At 72.4% G+C, this 22,635-nt stretch carries 18 protein-coding genes and 1 pseudogene; 7 read left to right on the top strand and 12 right to left on the bottom strand.

Translation table 11 applies throughout. The features are described from left to right. The 3 genes and pseudogenes from EJK16_RS12730 to EJK16_RS12740 form a co-directional block, all read left to right on the top strand. Positions 1-455 (top strand): annotated as a pseudogene (locus EJK16_RS12730) (acetyl-CoA C-acyltransferase); the annotation flags it as partial. Positions 456-635: 180 nt separating this feature from the next. Further along, entirely contained in the window at positions 636-2,828 is a 2,193-nt protein-coding gene (locus EJK16_RS12735; RefSeq protein ID WP_127129900.1) for a prolyl oligopeptidase family protein, read from the top strand. Then, positions 2,810-3,310 carry an HIT family protein gene (locus EJK16_RS12740; protein WP_240646025.1) on the top strand — a complete coding sequence of 167 codons (501 nt, stop codon included), beginning with the start codon at positions 2,810-2,812 and terminating at the stop codon, positions 3,308-3,310. The genes EJK16_RS12735 and EJK16_RS12740 overlap by 19 nt, the downstream gene beginning before the upstream one ends. 33 nt (positions 3,311-3,343) lie before the next feature. On the opposite strand, the gene EJK16_RS12745 is transcribed toward EJK16_RS12740, so the two are convergent. The 4 genes from EJK16_RS12745 to dnaK form a co-directional block, all read right to left on the bottom strand. After that, complete coding sequence (locus EJK16_RS12745) at positions 3,344-3,703, bottom strand: heat shock protein transcriptional repressor HspR (RefSeq protein WP_127130360.1); 360 nt, start codon at positions 3,701-3,703, stop codon at positions 3,344-3,346. A gap of 151 nt (positions 3,704-3,854) precedes the next feature. After that, positions 3,855-4,856: a DnaJ C-terminal domain-containing protein gene (locus EJK16_RS12750; RefSeq protein ID WP_127129902.1), complete on the bottom strand. Its 1,002-nt coding sequence runs from the start codon at positions 4,854-4,856 to the stop codon at positions 3,855-3,857. Between the two features lie 76 nt (positions 4,857-4,932). Next, positions 4,933-5,613 carry a nucleotide exchange factor GrpE gene (locus EJK16_RS12755; protein WP_127129904.1) on the bottom strand — a complete coding sequence of 227 codons (681 nt, stop codon included), beginning with the start codon at positions 5,611-5,613 and terminating at the stop codon, positions 4,933-4,935. Continuing rightward, positions 5,610-7,484 (bottom strand): molecular chaperone DnaK, encoded by a 1,875-nt coding sequence (gene dnaK / locus EJK16_RS12760; protein ID WP_127129906.1) that lies wholly within the window; start codon positions 7,482-7,484, stop codon positions 5,610-5,612. The genes EJK16_RS12755 and dnaK overlap by 4 nt, the downstream gene beginning before the upstream one ends. A gap of 289 nt (positions 7,485-7,773) precedes the next feature. Here dnaK and EJK16_RS12765 point away from each other — a divergent pair, with 289 nt between their 5' ends. Beyond that, positions 7,774-8,199, top strand: a complete 426-nt coding sequence (locus tag EJK16_RS12765) for a nuclear transport factor 2 family protein (protein ID WP_127129908.1) — start codon at positions 7,774-7,776, stop codon at positions 8,197-8,199. 42 nt (positions 8,200-8,241) lie between these two features. Here the strand turns inward: EJK16_RS12765 and EJK16_RS12770 are convergent, their stop codons facing one another. From EJK16_RS12770 to EJK16_RS12795, 6 genes are read right to left on the bottom strand one after another with little or no spacing between them, the layout of a single operon-like run. Next, positions 8,242-9,063 (bottom strand): HpcH/HpaI aldolase/citrate lyase family protein, encoded by an 822-nt coding sequence (locus EJK16_RS12770; RefSeq protein ID WP_127129910.1) that lies wholly within the window; start codon positions 9,061-9,063, stop codon positions 8,242-8,244. Beyond that, on the bottom strand, positions 9,048-9,833 hold the full coding sequence (locus tag EJK16_RS12775) for a fumarylacetoacetate hydrolase family protein (protein ID WP_127129912.1): 786 nt from the start codon (positions 9,831-9,833) through the stop codon (positions 9,048-9,050). Before EJK16_RS12775 ends, EJK16_RS12770 begins: the two co-directional genes overlap by 16 nt. Positions 9,834-9,893: 60 nt before the next feature. Further along, the gene (gene hpaD, locus EJK16_RS12780) at positions 9,894-11,054 is read right to left on the bottom strand and encodes a 3,4-dihydroxyphenylacetate 2,3-dioxygenase (RefSeq protein WP_127129914.1); all 1,161 of its coding nucleotides are present in this window, start codon (positions 11,052-11,054) and stop codon (positions 9,894-9,896) included. A gap of 32 nt (positions 11,055-11,086) precedes the next feature. After that, on the bottom strand, positions 11,087-12,658 hold the full coding sequence (gene hpaE, locus EJK16_RS12785; protein WP_127129916.1) for a 5-carboxymethyl-2-hydroxymuconate semialdehyde dehydrogenase: 1,572 nt from the start codon (positions 12,656-12,658) through the stop codon (positions 11,087-11,089). Continuing rightward, the gene (locus EJK16_RS12790; RefSeq protein ID WP_127130362.1) at positions 12,651-13,373 is read right to left on the bottom strand and encodes a GntR family transcriptional regulator; all 723 of its coding nucleotides are present in this window, start codon (positions 13,371-13,373) and stop codon (positions 12,651-12,653) included. The genes hpaE and EJK16_RS12790 overlap by 8 nt, the downstream gene beginning before the upstream one ends. After that, positions 13,370-14,872 carry a fumarylacetoacetate hydrolase family protein gene (locus tag EJK16_RS12795; RefSeq protein ID WP_127129918.1) on the bottom strand — a complete coding sequence of 501 codons (1,503 nt, stop codon included), beginning with the start codon at positions 14,870-14,872 and terminating at the stop codon, positions 13,370-13,372. Before EJK16_RS12795 ends, EJK16_RS12790 begins: the two co-directional genes overlap by 4 nt. 123 nt (positions 14,873-14,995) lie before the next feature. Between EJK16_RS12795 and EJK16_RS12800 the strand changes: the two genes are divergently transcribed. Beyond that, the gene (locus EJK16_RS12800; protein ID WP_127129920.1) at positions 14,996-16,390 is read left to right on the top strand and encodes an MFS transporter; all 1,395 of its coding nucleotides are present in this window, start codon (positions 14,996-14,998) and stop codon (positions 16,388-16,390) included. Positions 16,391-16,427: 37 nt separating this feature from the next. On the opposite strand, the gene EJK16_RS12805 is transcribed toward EJK16_RS12800, so the two are convergent. Together EJK16_RS12805 and EJK16_RS12810 are read right to left on the bottom strand one after the other, a co-directional pair. Next, positions 16,428-18,074, bottom strand: coding sequence for a thiamine pyrophosphate-binding protein (locus EJK16_RS12805; RefSeq protein WP_127129921.1), 1,647 nt, complete (start codon positions 18,072-18,074; stop codon positions 16,428-16,430). Between the two features lie 150 nt (positions 18,075-18,224). Then, the gene (locus EJK16_RS12810) at positions 18,225-18,926 is read right to left on the bottom strand and encodes an IclR family transcriptional regulator (protein ID WP_127129922.1); all 702 of its coding nucleotides are present in this window, start codon (positions 18,924-18,926) and stop codon (positions 18,225-18,227) included. Positions 18,927-19,067: 141 nt separating this feature from the next. Between EJK16_RS12810 and EJK16_RS12815 the strand changes: the two genes are divergently transcribed. Continuing rightward, a complete protein-coding gene (locus tag EJK16_RS12815; RefSeq protein WP_127129923.1) occupies positions 19,068-20,975 on the top strand; it encodes an FAD-binding monooxygenase in 1,908 nt (635 codons plus the stop codon). 183 nt (positions 20,976-21,158) lie between these two features. After that, positions 21,159-22,628: an NAD-dependent succinate-semialdehyde dehydrogenase gene (locus tag EJK16_RS12820; protein ID WP_127129925.1), complete on the top strand. Its 1,470-nt coding sequence runs from the start codon at positions 21,159-21,161 to the stop codon at positions 22,626-22,628. Positions 22,629-22,635 lie beyond the last annotated feature (7 nt).

Here is a 22,635-nt window from a genome sequence, read left to right on the forward strand (position 1 = left end):
TCACCGCGGGGAACGCGTCCCCGATCTCCGACGGCGCCGCCGCCGTGGTCCTGACCACCCGCGCCCACGCCCAGACCCAGGGCTGGGCGGTCCTGGCCACCCTCCGCGCGGCCGGGCAGGTCGCCGGCCCGGACACCTCCCTGCACGCCCAGCCCGCCCGCGCCCTCGAACAGGCCCTCAAGCGGCAGGGCTGGCACCCGAACGACCTCGACCACGTCGCGATCAACGAGGCCTTCGGCGCCGTCGTCGCCCAGTCCACCACCGAGCTCGGCCTGGACCCCGCCAAGGTCAACCCCCACGGCGGCGGCATCGCCATCGGCCACCCCATCGGCGCCTCCGGCGCCCGCCTCGTCGTCCACGCCGCCCACCAGCTCCACGCCAACGGCATCCACCGCGCCGCCGTCGCCCTCTGCGGCGGCGGCGGACAAGGCGAAGCCCTCCTCCTCGAAACCTGACACCACCACGCACACCCACGGCCCCACAACGGTGAGCATTCGCCCGCACATGACCACCAAACCCTCACCACAGACACCCCCACCCACACGGCCCAGCACACGCACCGGTGGCCGGGGTCGTGGCGCCGACCGCTCATGTCGGTGCACCGGCCGTGGGCGCCTCGTGGTGGGATAGCGGACATGACCAGCGCTACGCCGCACACCCCCGCGGCTACCGGCACCCCGACCACCAGCACGGCGAGCGCCCCAGCGACCGGCACGGCGGTCGCCCCGGCGACGAGCGTCGAGACGGACGACCCCTACGCCTGGCTGGAGGAGGTCGAGGGCGCCGAGCCCTTGGCCTGGGTGCGCGAGCGCAACGCCGAGGCGGAGGCGGCCCTGGCCGGCTCGGAGCGGTTCGAGCAGCTGCGCGCGGGGACGCTCGAGATCCTGGACTCGACCGAGAAGATCCCCGGCGTCGTCCAGCGCGGCGCGTACCTGTACAACTTCTGGACGGACGCCGAGCACGTCCGGGGCCTGTGGCGCCGGACCACCTGGGAGTCCTACCGCACCGCCTCCCCCGAGTGGGAGGTGCTCGTCGACGTCGACGCACTGGGTGAGGCGGAGGGCGTCGGCTGGGTGTGGCACGGCGCTCGCGTGCTGCGCCCCTCGTTCGACAGGGCGCTGGTCGACCTCTCGCGCGGCGGCTCGGACGCCGACGTCACCCGCGAGTTCGACCTCACGACTAAGACGTTCGTCGACGGCGGGTTCGCCCGCGCCGAGTCCAAGGGTGGGATGGGGTGGGCCGGCTCGGACGGCGAGGAGGTCTTCGTCTACACCGACTTCGGCCCCGGCTCGATGACGACCTCCGGCTATCCCCGGACGGTGCGCCGGTGGCGACGCGGCACCGCGCCGGAGGAGGCCGTGGAAATCTTCGCCGGTGACGTCACGGACCTGTCGATCGCCGCGGTGCACGACACGACCCCCGGCTTCGAGCGGGACTTCGTGGTGCGCGCGCACGCCTTCTACGACTCCGAGACCCTCCTGCTGGGCTCGGACGACACCCTCACCCGGCTCGACGTCCCCCGCTCGAGCGAGCCCGGCGTGCAGCGGGAGTGGCTCACGGTCGAGCTGCGCGACGACTGGGCGACCGGCGGGCGCACCTACCCCGGCGGCGCGCTCCTGGCCACGAGCTTCGAGCGCTTCCTCGCCGGCGCGCGCGACTTCGAGGTGCTCTACACCCCCACCGAGACCACGTCCCTGGTCGGCGCGACGTGGACCCGCCACCACCTCGTGCTCAACATCCTCGACGACGTGAGCAACCGGCTCGAGGTGCTCATCCCCCCCGAGGGCGGCGCGCCCGGACCGTGGCGCCGTCGTCCGCTGGACCTGACGGCCGGCGGCACCGCGCCGGGCGAGGTCCCCGCCCTCGCCACGATCGCCGTCGGCGCGGTCGACGCCGACGAGGAGGACGCCCTGTGGCTGACGACCTCGGGCTTCCTCTCCCCCACCACGCTGGCGCGCCTGGACCTCGACGCCGACGGCGCCACCACCTCGGTGGAACGGCTCAAGTCGCTGCCGGCGTTCTTCGACGCGACCGGCCTGCACGTTGAGCAGCACTTCGCCGCCTCCGCGGACGGGACGCGGGTGCCGTACTTCCAGGTCTCGGGCGAGCCGGTGGCCCGTGACGGCGAGGTCCAGCCCGCGCCCACCCTGCTCTCCGGCTACGGCGGCTTCGAGATCCCCCGCCTGCCGGGGTACTCGGGCGGCACCGGCCAGTCCTGGCTCGAGCGCGGCGGCGTCTACGTCGTCGCCAACATCCGCGGCGGCGGCGAGTACGGGCCGCGCTGGCACCAGGCGGCGCTGCAGGCCAACCGGCACAAGTCCTACGAGGACTTTGCGGCGGTCGCGCGCGACCTCGTCGCCCGCGGCGTGACGGACCGGGCGCACCTCGGGGCCCAGGGCGGGTCGAACGGCGGGCTGCTCGTGGGCAACATGCTCACCCAGTACCCCGAGCTCTTCGGCGCCATCGTGTGCCAGGTCCCGTTGCTGGACATGAGGCGCTACTCCCACCTGCTCGCCGGCGCCTCCTGGATGGCCGAGTACGGCGACCCGGACGACCCGCAGCAGTGGGACTTCATCCGGCACTTCTCGCCCTACCACCTCCTCGACGCCGCCAAGGACTACCCGCCGGTGCTCTTCACGACCTCGACGCGCGACGACCGCGTCCACCCGGGCCACGCACGCAAGATGGCGGCGAAGATGCTCGACGCCGGCAAGGACGTGACGTACTACGAGAACATCGAGGGCGGGCACGGCGGGGCGGCGACGAACGCGCAGGCGGCGTTCATGCAGGCGCTCGCGTTCGAGTTCCTGTGGCAGCGCCTGTCGTGAGCGGGGGCGGCGACGCCGGCGCGCCGTCGGCCCAAGCCGGCGGCGCCGCCGCCGGCGCGCCAGCGTGCCCGTTCTGCCGGATCGTCACCGGCGCCGAGCCGGCCAGCGTGGTCCACGCCGACGACGACGTGGTCGCGTTCCTGGATGTCGTGCCCGTCAACACCGGCCACGTCCTCGTGGTGCCCCGCGCCCACGCCACGGGGCTCGCGGACCTCCCGGAGGCCGCCGGCGCGGCCGTGTGGCGGGTGGCGCACCGGATCGGCGCGCGGATGCGCCAGGACCCGGCGTGGGCGGACGGGGTCAACCTGCATCTCTCCGACGGCGAGGCCGCCCACCAGACCGTCGGGCACGTGCACCTGCACGTGATCCCGCGGCGCACCGGTGACGGTCTGCGCATCGTCAAGGACGGCGCGACCCATCGTCCGGCGCGGGACGAGCTGGATGCGGTCGCCGCGCGGCTCCGGCAGGCCCTGCACGCCTGACCGGCGCTGCCGCGGCGTCGGGCGCGGCGGCGCTCAGCGCGCCGGCGGGCGCCAGAGGACGAGCGCACCCCCGCCGGTGGTGCTCACCCGGCGCACGCGGGTGCCGCGCGGCAGGGCGACGACGTCGCCGGTGGGACCGGCGGCGAAGATGCGGTTGCCCGACTCGGCGACGGAACGCAGCCGGTCGAGCTCGGCGCGCGCGGTGAGCAGCTCGCGCTGGAGGTCGAGGATCCGCTTGATCCCGGCGAGGTTGATGCCCTCCTCCTGGCTCAGCCGCTGGACCTCCCTGAGCTGCGCGACGTCGCGCAAGGTGTAGCGCCGTCCCCGCCCTCGCGTGCGCCGCGGCTCGACGATGCCGAGGCGGTCGTACTGCCTCAACGTCTGCGGGTGCATGCCCGCGAGCTCCGCGGCGACGGAGATCGTGAGGAGCGGCGCGTCGTCACGCCCGTGGGGCACTGCGATCACTCCTCCCGAGCCCCGGGCAGGGGCGCGTGGAGCCTGCTCGGCCCCGCCGCGCCCCTGCTCCTCCACCACTGCTCTGTCCTCACTGCGCGGCCAGCGCGGAGAGGCCTTCGCGGGGGTTCGCCCCCTCGTTGGCCTCGGCGAAGGCCTTCACGGCCTCCTTCGCCGCACCGCTGAGCCGGTTGGGCACCACCACGTTGACGGTGACGAGCAGGTCGCCCCCGGTCGGCGTCGTCGTGCCCTTGCGCCGCACCCGCAGCGTCCGCCCGGACGGCGTGCCGGCGGGGATCTTGACCTTGACGGCGGACCCGTCCGGGGTCGGCACCTCGATGGTGGCGCCGAGCGCGGCCTCGTCGAAGGTGATCGGCACGGTGATGCGCACGTTCTTGCCGTCGAGGGAGAACACCGGGTGGGGGTCGACCTGCACGGTGACGATCAGGTCGCCGGGCTCGCCGCCGTTCGCGCCCGGCTGGCCCTTGCCGCGCAGGCGGATCTTCTGGCCGTCGTGCACCCCGGGCGGGATGCGCGTGGTCGTGGAGCGGCCGTCCACGGTGAGCTGGACCGTGGAGCCCGTGAGGGCCTGCCGGAACGGCAGCCGCGTGGTGGCCGTGATGTCGCCGCCGCGCTGGGGCCGCCGCCGGGAGCCGAAGCCCCCGCCACTGCCGAACATCCCCGAGAGGATGTCCTCGAACCCGCCGGCGCCGCTCGTGCCGGTGCTGGAGCCGGGCGTGGAGTAGCGCACGCGGGTGCCGCCGGGCGCTCCCTGGCCGAACATGCCGCCGAAGAGGTCCTCGAAGCCGGCGCCGCCACCGGCCCCGCCGGTGCCGGCGGAGAAGCGGGCCCCGCCGCCGGCCATGGCGCGCAGGGCGTCGTACTGCTTGCGCTGCTCGGTGTCCGAGAGCACCGCGTAGGCCTCCCCCACCGACTTGAACCTGTCCTCCGCCTTGGCGTCGCCGGGGTTCTTGTCCGGGTGGTACTTCCGGGCCTGCTTGCGGTAGGCCTTCTTGATCGCGTCGGCGTCGGCGTCCTTCGCGACGCCGAGAGTGGCGTAGAAGTCCTTCTCCAGCCAGTCCTGTCCGGTCATCCCGCCTCACCTCCTCGATCGTGCGGTGCCGCGGCGGGGATCCCGCCGCGGCACCTGGTCAGTCGTGTCCCGGCCCTCATTCGGGACTGGTCACCGCCACGCGGGCGGGACGCAGCACCTTCTCCCCGGCACGGTAGCCCGGCTGGAGCACCTGCGTGATCGCGGTGGTCGTGGCGCTCGGGTCGGTGGCGTGCATGAGCGCCTCATGGATGACCGGGTCGAACTCGTCGCCGACCGTCCCGTAGCGCACCACGTCGAACCGCTGGGCGAGCGTGCCCTCCAGCTTCTCGGCGATCGACGCCGCCGGCCCGACGAGGTCGCCGTGCTGGCGAGCCATCTCCAGGTCGTCGAGCACGCCGAGCAGCGCCTCGATCACCTCGAACTGGCCCGCCTGGCGGTGGCCCGCGGCGTCCGTCTTCGACCGGCGCACGTAGGCGCTGTACTCCTGCTGGACGTTGTAGATGTCCGCGTTGCGCCGGGCGAGCTGGTCGGCGAGGTCGAGCGCCTCCGCCTGGGCGGCGGCGAGCGCGCCGTCCGCGGGCGCCCCCTCCCCGGTCGCCGGCGCCTCCGCGGTCGCCGGAGCTGCGTCGGCGGCCGCCCCGGTGGCGCCGCCGTCGGTGGACGACGGCGCCTCCGTCGCGGTCTGCTCCGCCGGCGTCTGACGTGCCTTGCCCGTCTCCGGGTCGATGCGCCGCTTGTCGGTCACGACGGGCTTGTCGTAAGCCTCCTCGTCGCGGTCTCGGTCGGAAGCCGTCACTTGGTCTCCTCGTCATCCACGATCTCGGCGTCCACGACGTCGTCGTCCGAGGAGCCCTTGCTGGCGGTCTCCTCGAAGCCCGGGGCGCCCTGCGGGCCGGGGTTGGTGCCCTCGGCCGACTGCTGGGCGTACAGAGCCTCGCCGATCTTCTGGCTCTTGGTGGTCAGGGTGGCCTGGGCGCTCTTGACCGCGTCGATGTCCTGCCCCTCGAGCGCCTTCTTCAGGGCGTCGACGGCCTCGCGGACCTCGGACGAGACGGCCTCGGGGAGCTTCTCCGCGTTCTCGGTCAGCAGCTTCTCGGTGGAGTACACCAGCTGCTCGGCCGTGTTGCGGGTCTCGGCCTCCTCACGACGGTTGGCGTCCTCGGCGGCGTGCGCCTCGGCCTCCTTGATCATGCGGTCGATCTCGTCCTTGGGCAGCGCGGAGCCGCCGGTGATCGTCATCGACTGCTCCTTGCCCGTGCCCCGGTCCTTTGCGGAGACGTGGACGATGCCGTTGGCGTCGATGTCGAAGGTCACCTCGACCTGCGGCATGCCGCGTGGGGCCGGCGCGATACCGGTCAGCTCGAACGTCCCCAGCGGCTTGTTGTCGCGGGCGAACTCGCGCTCGCCCTGGAAGACCTGGATGAGCACGCTGGGCTGGTTGTCCTCGGCGGTGGAGAAGACCTCGGAGCGCTTGGTCGGGATGGCCGTGTTGCGCTCGATGAGCTTGGTCATCACCCCGCCCTTGGTCTCGATGCCCAGGGACAGCGGCGTCACATCGATGAGCAGGACGTCCTTGCGGTCGCCCTTCATGACGCCGGCCTGCAGGGCCGCGCCGACGGCGACGACCTCGTCCGGGTTGACGCCCTTGTTGGGCTCCTTACCGCCGGTCAGCTCGCGGACGATGTCGCTGACGGCCGGCATGCGGGTGGACCCACCCACGAGCACGACGTGGTCGATCTCGTTCAGGGAGATGCCCGCGTCCTTGATGACGTTCTTGAACGGGGTCTTGGTCCGCTCGAGCAGGTCGGAGGTCATCTCCTCGAACGCCGCGCGGGTCAGCTTCTCGTCCAGGTGGATCGGGCCGGCCTCGCTCATGGACAGGTACTGCAGGGAGATGTTGGTGCTCGTCGCGGAGGACAGCTCCTTCTTGGCCTGCTCGGCCGCCTCACGGAGCCGCTGCAGGGCGATCTTGTCCTTGGACAGGTCGACGCCGGTCTTGTTCTGGACCTGCTTGACCAGCCAGTCCACGACGCGCTGGTCCCAGTCGTCACCACCGAGCTTGTTGTCGCCGTTGGTGGCCCGGACCTGGATGGTGGAGAACTCGTCCTCGTCCTTGCCGACCTCCAGCAGGGAGACGTCGAACGTGCCGCCACCGAGGTCGAAGACGAGGATCAGCTCGTCCTCCTTGCCGCGCTCGAGGCCGTAGGCCAGGGCTGCAGCAGTGGGCTCGTTGATGATGCGCAGGACGTTCAGGCCGGCGATCTGGCCGGCGTCCTTGGTCGCCTGACGCTGGGCGTCGTTGAAGTACGCGGGCACGGTGATCACCGCGTCCGTGACCGGCTCGCCGAGGTAGGACTCGGCGTCCTTCTTCAGCTTGCCGAGCACGCGCGCCGAGATCTCCTGTGCGGTGTAGGACTTGTCGTCGATCTGCACCTTCCAGTCGGTGCCCATGTGGCGCTTGACCGAGGAGATGGTGCGGTCGACGTTGGTGACGGCCTGCCGCTTGGCGATCTCGCCGACGAGGACCTCTCCGGACTTGCTGAAGGCGACGACCGACGGCGTGGTGCGGGCGCCCTCGGCATTGGCGATGACCGTGGGCTCGCCGCCCTCGAGAACGGACACCACGGAGTTGGTGGTGCCGAGGTCAATTCCTACCGCTCGTGCCATGTGCTGCTCCTTCGTCCCGGGCCGGCGAGGACCGCCGGCACCATGTTGAGTCGTATGCACTCAAGTCTGCGCCCCGTCGGATCGTTGTCAACCCGGGCGGCCAAACTTGAGTCTGTATGGCTCAACTTGGAGGGGGCCGCGTTTGTTCCCGCGCCGAGGGACTCGGCCGGCGCGCCGGGGCTTCGAGGCTGCCTGGCCGTCGGCCGGCCGACCCCGCACCGTCCGGCTGGCCTCTTGTCCGCCCCTCCGGCCCGGGCGGAGGATGGCGGTCATCTTCGGAGGGAGGGTCATGGACTATGACGGCGCCAAGGCGAAGTTCCTCTGGAACCTCACCCACCCCGAACCGCAGGCGTCGGAGGTCTACACCGACGACGCCCTCCTCGAGTTCCCCCAGTCCGGTGAGCGGTTCCGCGGCAAGGAGAACTTCACCACCTGGCGGGGCGCATATCCCCTCGAGACGTACTTCGTGGTGCGCTCGATCCGGGGCGAGGGCGACACGTGGGTCGTCGAGGGGCAAGCCGGGTACGCGGGCACCGACCCCATGCCGTTCGTCGACATCCTCCACTTCCGCGGCGACCTCATCGATCGCGAGACCATCTACATGGGCGGGGCTTTCCCGGCGGCCGAGGACCGCGCCCAGTACACGGAGCAGTCGCCGCTGGACACGACTCCCGGCCTGCCCGCCCGGATCCGGGCTGACGGTTCGCGGCCGTAGGGCGGGCAACTTCCGGCAGCGACCGATAGTCGTGCGGCGATGTCAGTAGCTCGCGCGCGCCCCCTCGCCGGCCGTGGCCACGAACGCGGCCGCGAGGGCCTCGGAGCCGCGTGCGAGCATGGCCACGTCGGCGCCCACGAGCACGAAGGTGGCGCCGGCGTCGATGTACGCGTGCGCGACGGCGGCCTCGAACGCGTTGACGCCGACCGGCTTGCCCGCCGCGCGCACGGCCTCGAAGGCGCGGCGGACGGCGGCGACGACGCCCGGGTGGCTCTGCTGGCCGAGCAGCCCCATCGAGGCGGCGAGGTCGGAGGGCCCCACGAAGACCCCGTCGACGCCGTCCACGGCGGCGATCTCGGCGGCGGCCTCGACGCCCTCCGCGGTCTCGATCTGCACGAACAGCGAGACGTGCGCGTCGGCGTCGGCGAGGTACCCGTCGACGCGGTTCCACCGCGCCGACCGGGCCAGGGCCGAGCCCACGCCGCGGCGCCCGCGCGGGGGGTAGCGCACGGCCTCGACGGCGGCGCGCGCCTCGTCGGCGGACGAGACCATGGGCACCAGCAGGTTCTGCGCGCCGAGGTCGAGCACCTGCTTGATGGTCACGACGTCCCCGATCGGCACGCGCACCACCGGGGTCACCGGGTACGCGGCGACGGCCTGGAGCTGCCCGAGCACCGACTCCAGGCCGTTGGGCGAGTGCTCCATGTCGATGAGCACCCAGTCCAGGCCCGCCCCCGCGCAGATCTCGGCGACGAGCGGGCTCCCCGAGCACACCCACATCCCCGCGAGCGGCCGGGCCGCCGCGCCTCGTTCGTGCTCGGCCGCCAGGGCGTCGCGGAAGGTCGGGCTCAGACGAAGCGGCATGAGATCGTCCCCAGCTCTCGGTAGTCGGCGAGCACGGTGTCGCCCGGGTTCACCCACATGGGCCGGGTGAACGACCCGGCGAGCACGATCTCACCGGCCTCGAGCCGGTCGCCGTGCTGCGCGAGCTTGTTCGCGAGCCACACGACGCCCATCGCGGGGTGGTTGAGCACCGCCGCGGCGACCCCGGACTCCTCGATGACCTCGTTGCGGTACAACAGCGCCGAGACCCACCGCAGGTCGACGTCGCCCGGGCGCACCGGGTTGCCGCCGTAGACCATCGCACCCATGGCAGCGTTGTCGCTGATGTTGTCGACGATGGTCTTGTTCTTCATCTCGATCCGGGACGAGAGGACCTCCAGCGCCGGCACGACGTACTCGGTCGCCCGGAGCACGTCGAAGACCGTGGCGTCCGGCCCGTCGACCGGTTCGGCCAGCATGAAGGCGAGCTCGACCTCGATGCGCACGTTCGAGAACCGCGAGTGCTCGATCACCGCGCCGTTCTCGAGTACCATGTCCGCGAAGATGGCCCCGTAGTCGGGCTCGTCGATGCCGGTCGCCGCCTGCATCACCTTCGACGTCAGCCCGATCTTGCGGCCGACCGGCCGACGGCCCGCCGCCACGGCGCGCCGACGCCACTCGTTCTGCACCGCGTACGAGTCCTCGATGGTCATCCCGGGGTGTCGCGCGCCCAGCGGCGGGACGGTCGTGCGGTCACGCTCGGCCACCGCGAGCTCGTCCGCGATCACGGCGATGGTCTCAGGAGAGAGCATCAGGTCCTCCTCGTCCTTCTGTCGTCTTAGATCCGCCGGCGGCCGGCCGGAACGGGGGCGTCACAGCTGGTGGCCGAGCTTGTACTCGCCCTGCTTCCAGCTCGGCAGCTCCTCGGGCTCGTCGCCCTTGCGGGTGTAGGAGAAGCCGTCGGCGCCGATGGTCACCGCCATCTCGCTGGAGTCGGTGCGCTCGACGACGGGCTTCGGGTTGCCGTCGAGGTCGAGGACGAGGGACGCCTCGGTGTACCACGACGGGACGACGGGGTTGCCCCACCAGTCGCGGCGCTGGTTGTCGTGCACGTCCCACGTGACGACCGGGTTGTCCGGGTCGCCCGTGTAGTAGTCCTGCGTGTAGATCTCCACGCGGTGACCGTCGGGGTCGCGCAGGTACAGATAGAACGCGTTGGAGACGCCGTGGCGGCCGGGGCCGCGCTCGATGTGGTCCGACAGGCGCAGCGCACCGAGCTTGTCGCAGATCGCGATGATGTTGTGCTTCTCGTGCGTCGCGAAGGCGACGTGGTGCATGCGGGGCCCGTCGCCGCCCGTCATCGCGGTGTCGTGCACGGTGGGCTTGCGGCGCATCCACGCGGCGTAGGTGGTGCCCTCGGCGTCCTGGATGTCCTCGGTCACGCGGAACCCGAGGTCCTCCATGTACGCCACCGCCCGCGGCACGTCCGGGGTGACCTGGTTGAAGTGGTCGAGGCGCACGAGCGCGCCGGGCGTGTACAGGTCGTAGCGCCACGCGAGCCGCTCGACGTGCTGGACGTCGTGGAAGAACTCGTACGGGAAGCCCAGCGGGTCCTCGACGCGCACCGAGTCGCCGATGCCCTTCGTGAAGCCCTCCGCGCGACGCTCGACCCGGCAGCCGAGCTCGGTGTAGAACGCGACCGCCTTGTCGAGGTCCTCGGGCGCGCGCACGCGGTAGGAGAACGCGGCGACCGCCGCGACCGGGCCCTTGCGCAGCACGAGGTTGTGGTGGATGAACTCCTCGAAGCTCCTGAGGTAGACGGTCTCCTCGTCCTCCTCGGTCACGACCAGGTCGAGCACGTCCACGTAGAAGTTGCGGGACGCCTGCAGGTCGGTGACGACCAGCTCCATGTAGGCGCAGCGCAGGATGTCCGGCGGCGGCGCCGCGGGCGTCGGGATGCGGTTGGTCGCGCGGATCGGGTCCTCGGCGGTGACGACCGGCTCGGGGGCGTTCGGGGTGATGGGTGTGGTCACGTCAGCGTCCTTGCCTCTCGGTGATGGTGTTCTCAGCGCGGGTCGGGGTCGTCCAGGTCGGTCGCGGCGTGGTGCTCGACCTTGCCGAACGTGGGGTTGTGGACCTTGCCGAGCGTGATGTGCACGGCCTGCTGGTCGGTGTAGAAGTCGATCGAGCGGTAGCCGCCCTCGTGGCCGAGGCCCGAGGCCTTGACGCCACCGAAGGGGGTGCGCAGGTCACGCACGTTGTTGCTGTTCAGCCACACCATGCCCGCCTCGACGGACTGCGCGAAGTTGTGCGCCCGCTTGAGATCGTTCGTCCACACGTAGGCGGCGAGGCCGTACTTCACGCCGTTGGCCAGCGCCAGGGCCTCCTCGTCGGTGTCGAACGGCGTGATCGCCACGACCGGGCCGAAGATCTCCTCCTGGAAGATCCGGGCGTCGGGGGCGACGTCGGCGAACACGGTGGGGGCGACGTAGTTGCCCGTCGGGAAGCCCTCGGGCCGGCCGCCGCCGGCCACCAGGCGCCCCTCGCCCTTGCCGATCTCGATGTAGCTCATGACCTTGTCGTAGTGCTCGGGGTGCACGAGCGCGCCGACCTCGGTGCGGGGGTCGTGCGGGGCGCCCACGACCACGCGCCGCGCCTGCGCGGCGTAGCGCTCCACGAACTCGTCGTACACGTCGCGCTGCACGAGGATGCGGCTGCCCGCCGTGCACCGCTCGCCGTTGAGGGAGAACACGCCGAAGATCGTCGCGTCGATCGCGGCGTCGAGGTCGGCGTCGGCGAAGACGACGGCGGGAGACTTGCCGCCGAGCTCCATGGACAGGCCCTTGAGGTAGGGCGCCGCGTTCCCGAAGATGATCTGGCCCGTGCGGCTCTCGCCCGTGAACGAGATGAGGGGCACGTCGGGGTGCTTGACCAGCGCGTCGCCCGCGTCCTCACCGAGCCCGTTCACGAGGTTGAAGACGCCGCGGGGCAGGCCCGCCTCCTCGAAGATGCCAGCCCACAGGGACGCCGACAGCGGCGTGAACTCGGCGGGCTTGAGCACGACCGTGTTGCCCGTGGCGAGGGCGGGGCCCAGCTTCCAGGACTCGAGCATGAAGGGCGTGTTCCAGGGCGTGATGAGCCCGGCGACGCCGATCGGCTTGCGGTTGACGTAGTTGATCTGGCGGCCGGGCACCTTGTAGGTGTCGTCGGCCTGGGCCACGATCAGGTCGGCGAAGAACCTGAAGTTCTCGGCCGCGCGGCGGGCCTGGCCGAGCGCCTGGGTGATCGGGAGGCCGGAGTCGAAGCTCTCGAGCTCGGCGAGCCGGGCGTCGCGCGACTCGATGATGTCGGCGATGCGGTGCAGCACGCGGGAGCGCTCGCGCGGCAGCATCCGCGGCCACGGCCCCTCCTTGAACGCGCGCGTGGCCGCCGCGACGGCGCGGTCGATGTCGGCCTTCTTGCCGGCCGCGGCGCGCAGGTAGGTCGTGTTCGAGACCGGGTCGAGCACCTCGAACGTGTCCCCGTCCACGGAGTCGACGAACTCGCCGTCGATGTAGTGCTGGATCCGGTCGGGCAGGTCGGCGGGCAGGTGACGGCCGGCCGTCGCGGTCGCCGAGTCAGTGCTGGTGTCACTCATGGGTTGCCTCCGGTCGGGGTGCGGTCAGGCCCAGCGCTTCGTCTGGGTGCTCGTGGGTCAGGTAGGCGTCGAGGGTGGCCGAGCGATGGTGCCGCGCGGCCCTCTCGATGTCCGTCAGGGCGGCGCCGGTCTCGATGAGGTGGACGATGTTCTCGTGCTCGCGCACGGACTCCTGCGCGCGCCCGGGCACGAAGCTGAAGGTCGACTCGCGCAGGTGGCCCAGGCGGCCCCACTCCGCGTTGACGAGCTCGAGCATGCGCGGGTTGGCGCAGGGCGCGAACAGGATCGAGTGGAACTTCTGGTTGAGCGCCGTGAACGCCCGGGGGTCGAAGTGGTCGAGCGTGTCGATCATCAGCGCGTTGACCTCGCGGGCGCGGCGCACGTCGGCGGTGGTGAGGCGGGGGGCCGCGAGGGCGGTGGCCGCGCCCTCGAGGATCGCCAGGGCCTGCATGCTCTGCCGGTACTGCGTGTCGTCGATCATCGACACCTGCGCGCCGACGTTGCGGGTGAAGGTCACCAGGCCCTCGGCCTCGAGCTGGCGGATCGCCTCGCGCACCGGCACGACGCTCATGTCCAGCTCCGTCGCGATGGCGGCCAGCACCAGGCGGTAGCCCGGCGTGAACTCCTGGTTCGCGATCCGTTCCTTGAGCCAGTGGTAGGCCTGCTGCGACTTGCTCCGGGAGCCGTCGAGGCCGGGGGCCGCGACGTCCGTCACCTGGCGGCGCGCCACGCGTCGTACCTCGCTCGCCACTCGGCGTTCATCGGGAACAGGCCGTCGACAGGGTGCCCCGCGGCGACCTGCTCGGCGATCCACGCGTCCTCGTCCTCCTGGGCGAGGGTCGCGTCGACCACCTCTTCCACGATCGACGGGGGGATGACGATGACGCCGTCACGATCGCCGACGATGACGTCGCCGGGCTGCACGGTGGTGCCGCCGCACCCGATGGTCACGTCCGCGTCCATGGGCACGTGCCGGCGGCCGAGGACGGCCGGGTGCGCGCCCTTCGTGTACACCGGGATGCCCACGGCGGCCACGGCGTCGTAGTCGCGGACGCCGCCGTCGGTGACGACGCCGGCGGCGCGGCGTGCGTGGGCGCGGAGCGCGAGGATGTCGCCGAGCGTGCCCGACCCCTCCTCGCCGCGGGCCTCGATGACGATGACCTCGCCCTCGCCGACGGCGTCGAACGCGCGCTTCTGCGCGTTGTAGCCGCCGCCGTGGCTGGCGAACAGGTCCTCGCGGCCCGGCACGAAGCGGAGGGTGCGGGCGGTGCCGACCAGCTTGGCGTCCGGGTGCATCGGCCGCACGCCGTCGACGGTCACGTTGTTCAGGCCACGCCTGCGCAGCTGCGCGCTGAGCCCGGCCACCGGGGCCCGACCGAGCTTGTCCCGCAGGGCCGCCGTGAGGCGGAACGGCTCCGGCTCGGGCTCCAGCCCGGCCTCGGCGCGCGAGCCCCACGCCTCGGCGCGCTGCCGGTCGTCGACCGCCGGCAGCGACCCCACGGCGCCGTCGAAGCCCCGCGCGCCCTGCGTCACGGTCGTGACGAGCCGGCCCGAGCTCGGGGCTCCCGGCGCACCAGGCGCATCCACCTCGACCTCGACGACGTCGCCAGGGACGACGACGGAGGACCCGGCGGGGGTGCCCGTGAGGATCACGTCGCCCGGCTCGAGCGTGAAGTGTTGCGAGAGGTCGGCGACGAGCTGCGCGAGCGGGAAGATGAGCCCGGCGGTCGTGTCGTCCTGGCGGAGCTCGCCGCCCACCCACGTGCGCAGCCGCAGCGCGGCCGGGTCGACGGCGCGGGCGTCGACGAGGTGCGGGCCGATCGGGGTGAACCCGTCGCCGCCCTTGGAGCGGACGTTGGAGCCCTTGTCGTTGGCCCGCAGGTCGTACACGCCGAAGTCGTTCGCCGCCGTCACCCATGCCACGTGGCTCCACGCCTCGTCCAGGGTGATGCGGCGGGCCGCCGTGCCGATGACGAGCGCGACCTCGCCCTCGAAGGCCAGCAGCTCGGTGCCGGCCGGACGTTCGATCGTGCCGCCGGTGGCCGCGACGGAGCTCGACGGCTTGAAGAAGTACGACGGATCGGCGGGTCGGCGCCCGCGCTGGTCGGCGCGCGACGCGTAGCTGAGGTGGACCGCGATGATCTTGCCGGGACGGCCGGGGAGGGCGGCGAACCGCGGGTCCGCGCCGTCGACGGTCATGGTGTCTTCAGTCATGAGCTCCCTCGCTCTTGCGTGATATCCGAAATCGTATACGATGACACCCGTCGAGGCAAGCCGGGCTAGCTCGGCGGTCTTGGTGAAGACAGCGACGTCGGATCGACACAGGAGTCATGACACATGAGCACCCCCAACGCCCTACCTCAAGGCGCGAGGCCCAACGGCACCGCAGCCCCCGCCGACGACCTCGTCGACCGCAGGCGCGTCGTCTTCGCGACCGTCATCGGCACGACCGTGGAGTGGTACGACTTCTTCATCTACGCCGCGGCGGCCGGGCTGGTCTTCGGCCAGATCTTCTTCGCCGGCCTCGGCGCGAACAGCCTGGTGCTGTCGTTCGCCACCGTGGGTGTGAGCTTCCTGTTCCGCCCGCTCGGTGCCTTCCTCGCCGGCCACCTCGGCGACAAGTACGGCCGCAAGTTCGTCCTCATGGTCACGCTCATCATGATGGGCGTGGCCACCGCCCTCATCGGCCTGCTGCCGACCTACGCCTCGATCGGCGTCGCCGCGCCGATCCTCCTCGTCGTCCTGCGCATCCTGCAGGGCATCTCGGCCGGTGGCGAGTGGGGCGGCGCGGTCCTCATGGCCGTCGAGCACGCGCCGAAGAAGAAGCGCGGCCTGTTCGGGGCGGGCCCGCAGACCGGCGTCCCGCTGGGGCTGCTGCTCGCCTCCGGTGTCATGGCCCTCATGGCGATGATCGCCCCCGGCGACGCGTTCCTCACGTGGGGCTGGCGCGTCCCGTTCCTGCTGAGCGTCGTCCTCATCCTCGTCGGCTACTACGTGCGCCGGAAGGTCGAGGAGAGCCCGGTGTTTGCCGAGCTGGCCGAGCGCAAGGAAGAGGTGCAGATGCCGATCATCCAGCTCTTCCGCAAGCACACCATCCTCGTGGTCGTCGCCGCGCTCGTCTTCGCCGGCAACAACGCGGTCGGCTACATGACGACCGGCGGATTCATCCAGAACTACGCGACCAACCCGGAGGGCCCGATCGCCCTCGAGCGCGGCCCGGTGCTGTGGGCCGTGACCGGCTCCGCCGTCACGTGGCTGCTCTCGACGATCGCGGCCGGCTGGATCTCCGACCGCCTGGGGCGGCGCTCGACCTACCTGCTCGGCTGGGTGCTGCTGCTCGTCGGCGTCTTCGCCCTGTTCCCCCTCGTGAACACCGGCACCATCTGGTCGCTGCTCGCGGGCCTCGTGATCCTCACGATCGGCCTCGGCTTCACCTACGGTCCGCAGGCGGCGCTCTACGCCGAGCTCTTCCCGGCCTCGATCCGGTTCTCGGGCGTGTCGATCTCCTACGCGATCGGCGCGATCGCCGGCGGCGCCTTCGCCCCCACGATCGCGGCCGCGATCGTCAAGGCGACGGGCACCACCACCGCGGTCACCTGGTACCTCGCGGGCATGGCCGTGCTCGGCCTCATCGCGACACTGCTGCTGCGCGACCGCACCGGCATCCCCCTCGGGCTCGCCCACGAGGCGGAGCAGGAGGTCAGCCCCATCCGCGGGCTCTCGAAGGTCTGAGCCTCCGGGCGACCGGCGCCGGCTGTCCCGGCGCCGGTCAGCCGTTCACCCGGATGATCTCCTGCTGGTACGGCGCGACGACGGACCCTGAGATCCGCAGGTCGACCAGCAGGAACGGGCGCTCCCGCCAGGGCCGGGCCGCCCACGTCCTCAGCACGTCGAGGTCGTCGAGCGACCGCGCGACCACGCCGTGCGCCCCCACGGCGGCCGCGAGACCAGCGAAGTCCACCTCGGGGATCAGCATCGGCTCCCTCGCGAGCCCCTTGAGCCCGTAGAGGTTCACCTCGGCGCCGTAGGCGGCGTCGTTCCAGACGACCGCGAGGCCGCGGCCGCCCGCGACCCGCACGGCCGACTCGAGGTCGGCGAGGGCCATCAGGCCGCCGCCGTCGCCGGTGGTCAGCACGACGGTCGCCTCCGGCCTGGCGAGCGCCGCACCCAGGACGCTCGGGAACCCCAGCCCGATCGCCTGGAACGCGGTGCCGACCATGATCATGCGATCGGGCGCGGCCACCGGCCAGTACATGTTCGCCCAGCCGATGAAGTGCCCCCCGTCCGAGACGACCACACGATCCTCCGGCAGCAGCTCCCCGAGGCGCTTGGCCGCCGAGCGCGGGTCGAGCCGGCCGTCCGGGGCCGCCGCGTCGCCGGGCTCGTACTGGCGGGCGGCGGTGAGGTCGACCGACTCCCGCCAGCCGCTCGGGGTCGCGCCCGCGAGCGCGGCCGTGATCCCCGCCGCGACCACCGCGGCGTCCCCACGCACGTACCCGCCGACGTTCGGGTGGGTCGCCGCCGGGGCGACGTCGACCTGGAAGACGCGGGCGCCCGGCGCGAACAGGTCGCCGAAGCGCATCGTGAACTGGTTGAGGGAGGCGCCGAGCACGACGGCGACGTCGGCCTCGCGCACGAGCGCCATCGCCCCCTCGGCGCCGAAGCCGCCGGCCACACCGAGGTCGAACTCGGCGGCCGGGAACACCCCGCGCCCCAGCGCGGTCGTGACCGTGAGCGCGCCGGTCGCGTCGGCGAGCGCGCCGAGGGACTCCCCCGCGCCGGCGGTCCACGCGCCGCGGCCCGCGAGGAGGAGGGGCCGGCGGGCCGCCGCGAGCGCCGCCGCGATGTCGCGTACGACCTGCTCGGCGAACGGCCCGCGGGGCGCCAGGGGCCGGGGCAGGCGAAGGGCCGGCGCCGGCGGAACCGGCCCGGCGTCGAGCGCGGCGATGTCGTACGGGATCGCGAGCACCGCGGGGACGCGATAGGTCAGCGCGTGCTCGACCGCGATCGCGGTGGTGGCCGCGGCGTCCGTGCGCCCCGCCGTGTAGGTGCGCGCGCCCACGGCCGACGCCATCGCGATCTGGTCGACGTCCCACGGGCGCGGCCCCGACGTCGGCTCGTCGCCGACGACGAGCACGAGGGGCACCTGGGCCTGCACGGCCTCGGCCAGCGCCGTGAGGGTGTTCGTGAACCCGGCGCCGTACGTCGCGGTCGCCGCGGCGACGCGCCCGGACGCCCGGTGGAAGGCGTCGGCGGCGACGACGCCGCCCGCCTCGTGCCGCACCGCGGTGAACCGTGCGTGGGTCTGGCGCTCGAGCGCGTCGAGGAAGTACGCGTTGCCGTTGCCCATCACGCCGAAGACGTGGTCGACGTGGGCGGCGAGGGTGGCGGCGACATGGGCGGAGACCGTGGGCATGAGAAGCCTTCGAGACGGGGCGGCGTGGTCCGTCCGTGTCCCGCGCGGCGGTGCGCGAGGGGGCTGCCTCCGGGTGCCGGGCACCCGTCGTCACGGACGGGGCTCATGCTAGGGCGTGTCGCGGCGGGGCTCCCGGCCGTGGGCGTCGCGTCAGCCGCCGAGCGCGTCCCGGATCGACGCCGCGCTCGCCGCCAGCCGCGCCCCGATCGCGGGTGGCTCGTGCGCGCTGGCGACGTAGACGACGGCGATCGCGGCGGGCCCCCGGCCGCGCAGCCGCAGCGGCACCGCCACCGACCGCAGGCTCGGCGTGACCTCGTCGTGGCTCTGGGCATAGCCGCGGGCGGCGGTCACCGTCATCTCATCGCTGAGCGCCGCGGAGACGCAGGACGGCCACTCGGGCTGCGGGAGCGCCGCGAGGATCGCCTTGCCCGGCGCGCCCACGGTCACCGGGTGCCGCGTCCCCGGCCGCTGCGCGACCGAGGGGACGGCGTGCCGCGGCTCGACGCTGGCCAGCGTGACGCACTCCTCGTGGTCGAGCACGGCCAGGAAGCACGTCATGCCGAGCTCGTTGGCGACCATGGTCAGCTCGGGCAGGGCCTCGGCCTGGAGGTCCCCGGCGACGCCCGCGGCGAGCGTCGCCATCCGCGCGCCGAGCGCGATCCGCCCCGCGCCGTCGCGGCCGACCAGGCCGTGGTCCTCGAGGGTGCGCACGAGCCGGTAGGCGATCGAGCGGTGGACGGCGAGCCGGTCGGCGACCTGGTCGATGGTCAGCGGCTCCCGCGCGTCGGCGAGCAGCTCGAGGATGCGGATGCCCCGGCTCAGCGTCTGCGACGCCGGGTTCGCCGTTGTCATTGATTCCTGCTCGCGGGGGGCTTGCGCGGCCGTTTCGTCATCGTATACGATCCATTCCCAATAGTAGAACTGCGTGTTCGATTTTAGAACGGGCCGTTCGCATCGACAAACCTCGACACCGAAGTCCGAGGAGGGCATCGCATGCAGTTCCATCACCACGGTTACGTCTCCGGCGACCCGCGCGTCCAGCCCGCGGCGGGAGTCGGCGTCGACCGCCCCGACGAGCTGCCCGACGAGGTCGACGTCCTCATCGTCGGCACGGGACCCGCGGGGATGATCACGGCGGCCCAGCTCTCGCAGTTCCCCGGTGTCACGACCCGCATCGTCGATCGCCGCGACGGGCGGCTCGAGATCGGCCAGGCGGACGGCATCCAGGCGCGCAGCGTCGAGACCTTCCAGGCGTTCGGGTTCGCCGGGCGCATCATCGAGGAGGCGTACCGGATCACCGAGATGAGCTTCTGGCGGCCGGACGCGGAGGACCCGTCCCGGATCGTCCGCGGGGAGCGGCCGCTCGACGACCCCTCGGGCATCAGCGAGTTCCCGCACCTGATCGTCAACCAGGCGCGCGTGCTGGACTACTTCGCGGAGTACATGGCGAACTCCCCCAGCCGCATGAGGCCGGACTACGGCTACGAGTTCCGCGGTCTCGAGGTCTCCGACGACGTGGACCACCCGGTGGCCGTGACGCTGGTCCACACCGCCGGCGAGCGGGCGGGGCAGGAGCGGGTCGTGCGGGCCAAGTACGTCCTCGGCGCCGACGGGGCGCACAGCGCCGTGCGCCAGTCGATCGGCTGCACGATGCAGGGCGACAAGGCCAACCACGCCTGGGGCGTCATGGACGTCCTCGCCGTCACCGACTTCCCCGACATCCGCACGAAGTGCGCGATCCAGTCGCACAACGGGGGCAGCATCCTGCACATCCCCCGCGAGGGCGGCTACCTGTTCCGGATGTACGTCGACCTCGGCGTGGTCTCCCCGGACGACCACGGGGCCGTGCGCAACACGACGATCGAGGAGATCATCGCCAAGGCGAACGAGATCCTGCACCCCTACACGCTCGACGTGCGCCACGTCGCCTGGCACAGCGTGTACGAGGTCGGCCACCGGGTCACCGACCGGTTCGACGACGTGCCCCTCGAGGAGGTCGGCACGCGCGCACCGCGCGTCTTCATCGCCGGCGACGCCTGCCACACCCACAGCGCCAAGGCCGGCCAGGGCATGAACGTGTCGATGCAGGACGGCTTCAACCTCGGCTGGAAGCTCGGGTACGTGCTCTCCGGGCGCAGCCCTGAGAGCCTGCTGAGCACGTACTCCGCCGAGCGCCAGGTGATCGCGCAGAACCTCATCGACTTCGACCGGGAGTGGTCGACGCTCATGGCGAAGAAGCCCGAGGACTTCGCCGACCCGGCGGACCTCGCCGACTTCTACGTCAAGACCGCCGAGTTCCCCTTCGGCTTCATGACGCAGTACCCGCCGTCGATGCTCGTCGCCGAGCCGGCCCACCAGCCGCTGGCCACGGGGTTCCCGGTCGGCAAGCGCTTCAAGTCGGCCCCCGTCGTCCGTGTCGCGGACGCGAACCCCCTGCACCTGGGGCACCAGCACCGCGCGGACGGCAGGTGGCGCGTGTACGCGTTCGCCGACGCCGCGCCCGGCGAGGCCTCGGCGCTGGCGGACTGGGCCGCGTGGATGGCCGGCTCGCCGGACTCGCCGGTCGTGACCCACACGCCGGGCGGCGCCGACGTCGACAGCATCTTCGACGTCAAGGTCGTCTACCAGCAGCCGCACTCGGGCGTCGACATCGCCAAGGTCCCCGAGCTGTTCCTGCCGCGCAGCGGGCCGTTCCAGCTGATCGACTACGAGAAGGTCTACGCCGTCGATCCGGAGCACGACATCTTCGACCTCCGCGGCATCGACCGCGGGGCCGGGTGCGTCGTCGTGGTCCGGCCCGACCAGTACGTCGCGGCGGTCCTCCCGCTGGGCGCCACCGCCGAGCTCGCCGCGTTCTTCCGCCAGCACCTGCTCGCGGCCGACCGGCAGCCCGTCGCGTAGCGGAGCCGGTAGGGCGGCTGACACGCCGGCGGGACGAGCCATCCCGGCTCGGCACCCGCCGCCCACACTGTTCGGGGCGGCGGGTGCCGTAACCTCCCGGCATCACGACGGATGCGGCCCGCGCCGGGCCGCGCCCGCCTGACGGACGGATGCCACGGCATCCGATGACGACGAAGGAGTCCCATGACCGACAACCGCGAGACCGAGCTGCTGGCGCGCGTGCCGGACGGCCTGTTCATCGGGGGCCGGTGGCGCGCCGCCGAGGGCGGCAAGACGCTGCAGGTCTTCGACCCCGCGACGGGGGCCCCGGTCAAGACGATCGCGAACGCCTCGCCCGCCGACGGCATGGCGGCGCTGGACGCGGCCTCCGACGCCTTCCCCGCCTGGGCCGCGACGCCGGCGCGCGAGCGCGCCGAGATCCTGCGCCGCGCGTTCGACCTCCTGCAGGAGCGCAAGGAGGAGTTCGCGCTCCTCATGACGATCGAGATGGGCAAGCCGCTCGCCGAGGCGCGCGGCGAGGTCGCCTACGGCGGCGAGTTCCTCCGGTGGTTCGGCGAGGAGGCGTCGCGCATCCAGGGCCGCTACGGGCCCAACCCGGAGGGCACCGGCCGCATGATCGTGTCGCAGCACCCGGTCGGGCCGTGCTTCCTCATCACGCCCTGGAACTTCCCGCTGGCGATGGCCACCCGCAAGGTCGCCCCCGCGCTCGCGGCCGGGTGCACGGTCGTCATCAAGCCGGCCGAGCTGACCCCGCTCACCACCCTGTACTTCGCGAGGCTGCTCGAGGACGCCGGGCTCCCCAAGGGCGTCGTGAACGTGTTCACCACCTCGACGTCGGGCGCGGTGTCCGAGCCGATCATCCGCGACCCGCGGCTGCGCAAGCTGTCGTTCACCGGGTCGACGCCGGTGGGCCAGCGCCTCCTCGAGCAGGCGGCGCAGGGCGTGCTGCGCACCTCGATGGAGCTCGGCGGCAACGCGCCCTTCGTCGTCTTCGAGGACGCCGACCTCGACAAGGCGGTCGACGGCGCGATCGCGGCGAAGTTCCGCAACGTGGGGCAGGCGTGCACGGCCGCGAACCGGTTGATCGTGCACCGGGCGGTGGCCGACGAGTTCGCCCGCCGCGTCACCGAGCGCGTCGAGGGGTTCGCGATCGGCCGGGGCACGGAGGAGGGCGTGACCATCGGCCCGCTCATCAACGAGGCCGCGGTCGAGAAGGCCGCCGCGCTCGTGGGCGACGCCGTCCAGCGCGGCGCGACGCTGCGCACCGGCGGCAGCGCGGTCGACGGCCCCGGCACCTTCTACCAGCCCACCGTCGTCACGGACGTGCAGCCCGGCAGCGACATCCTGCGCGAGGAGATCTTCGGGCCGGTGCTGGCGATCGTCCCGTTCGACACCGAGGACGACGCCGTGCGCATCGCCAACGACACCGAGTACGGGCTGGTCTCGTACGTCTACACGGAGAACCTCGCGCGCGGGCAGCGGATGATCGAGCGGCTCGAGACCGGGATGATGGGGCTGAACGTCGGCGTCGTCTCCAGCGCCGCGGCGCCCTTCGGCGGGTGGAAGATGTCGGGGCTGGGCCGCGAGGGCGGCGCCGAGGGCATCCACGAGTACCTGCAGACCAAGTACACGCTCACGCCGAACCCGTTCTAGGACCGGC

The sequence above is a fragment of the Georgenia sp. SYP-B2076 genome (genome assembly GCF_003991205.1).
Taxonomy (GTDB): Bacteria; Actinomycetota; Actinomycetes; order Actinomycetales; family Actinomycetaceae; genus Georgenia.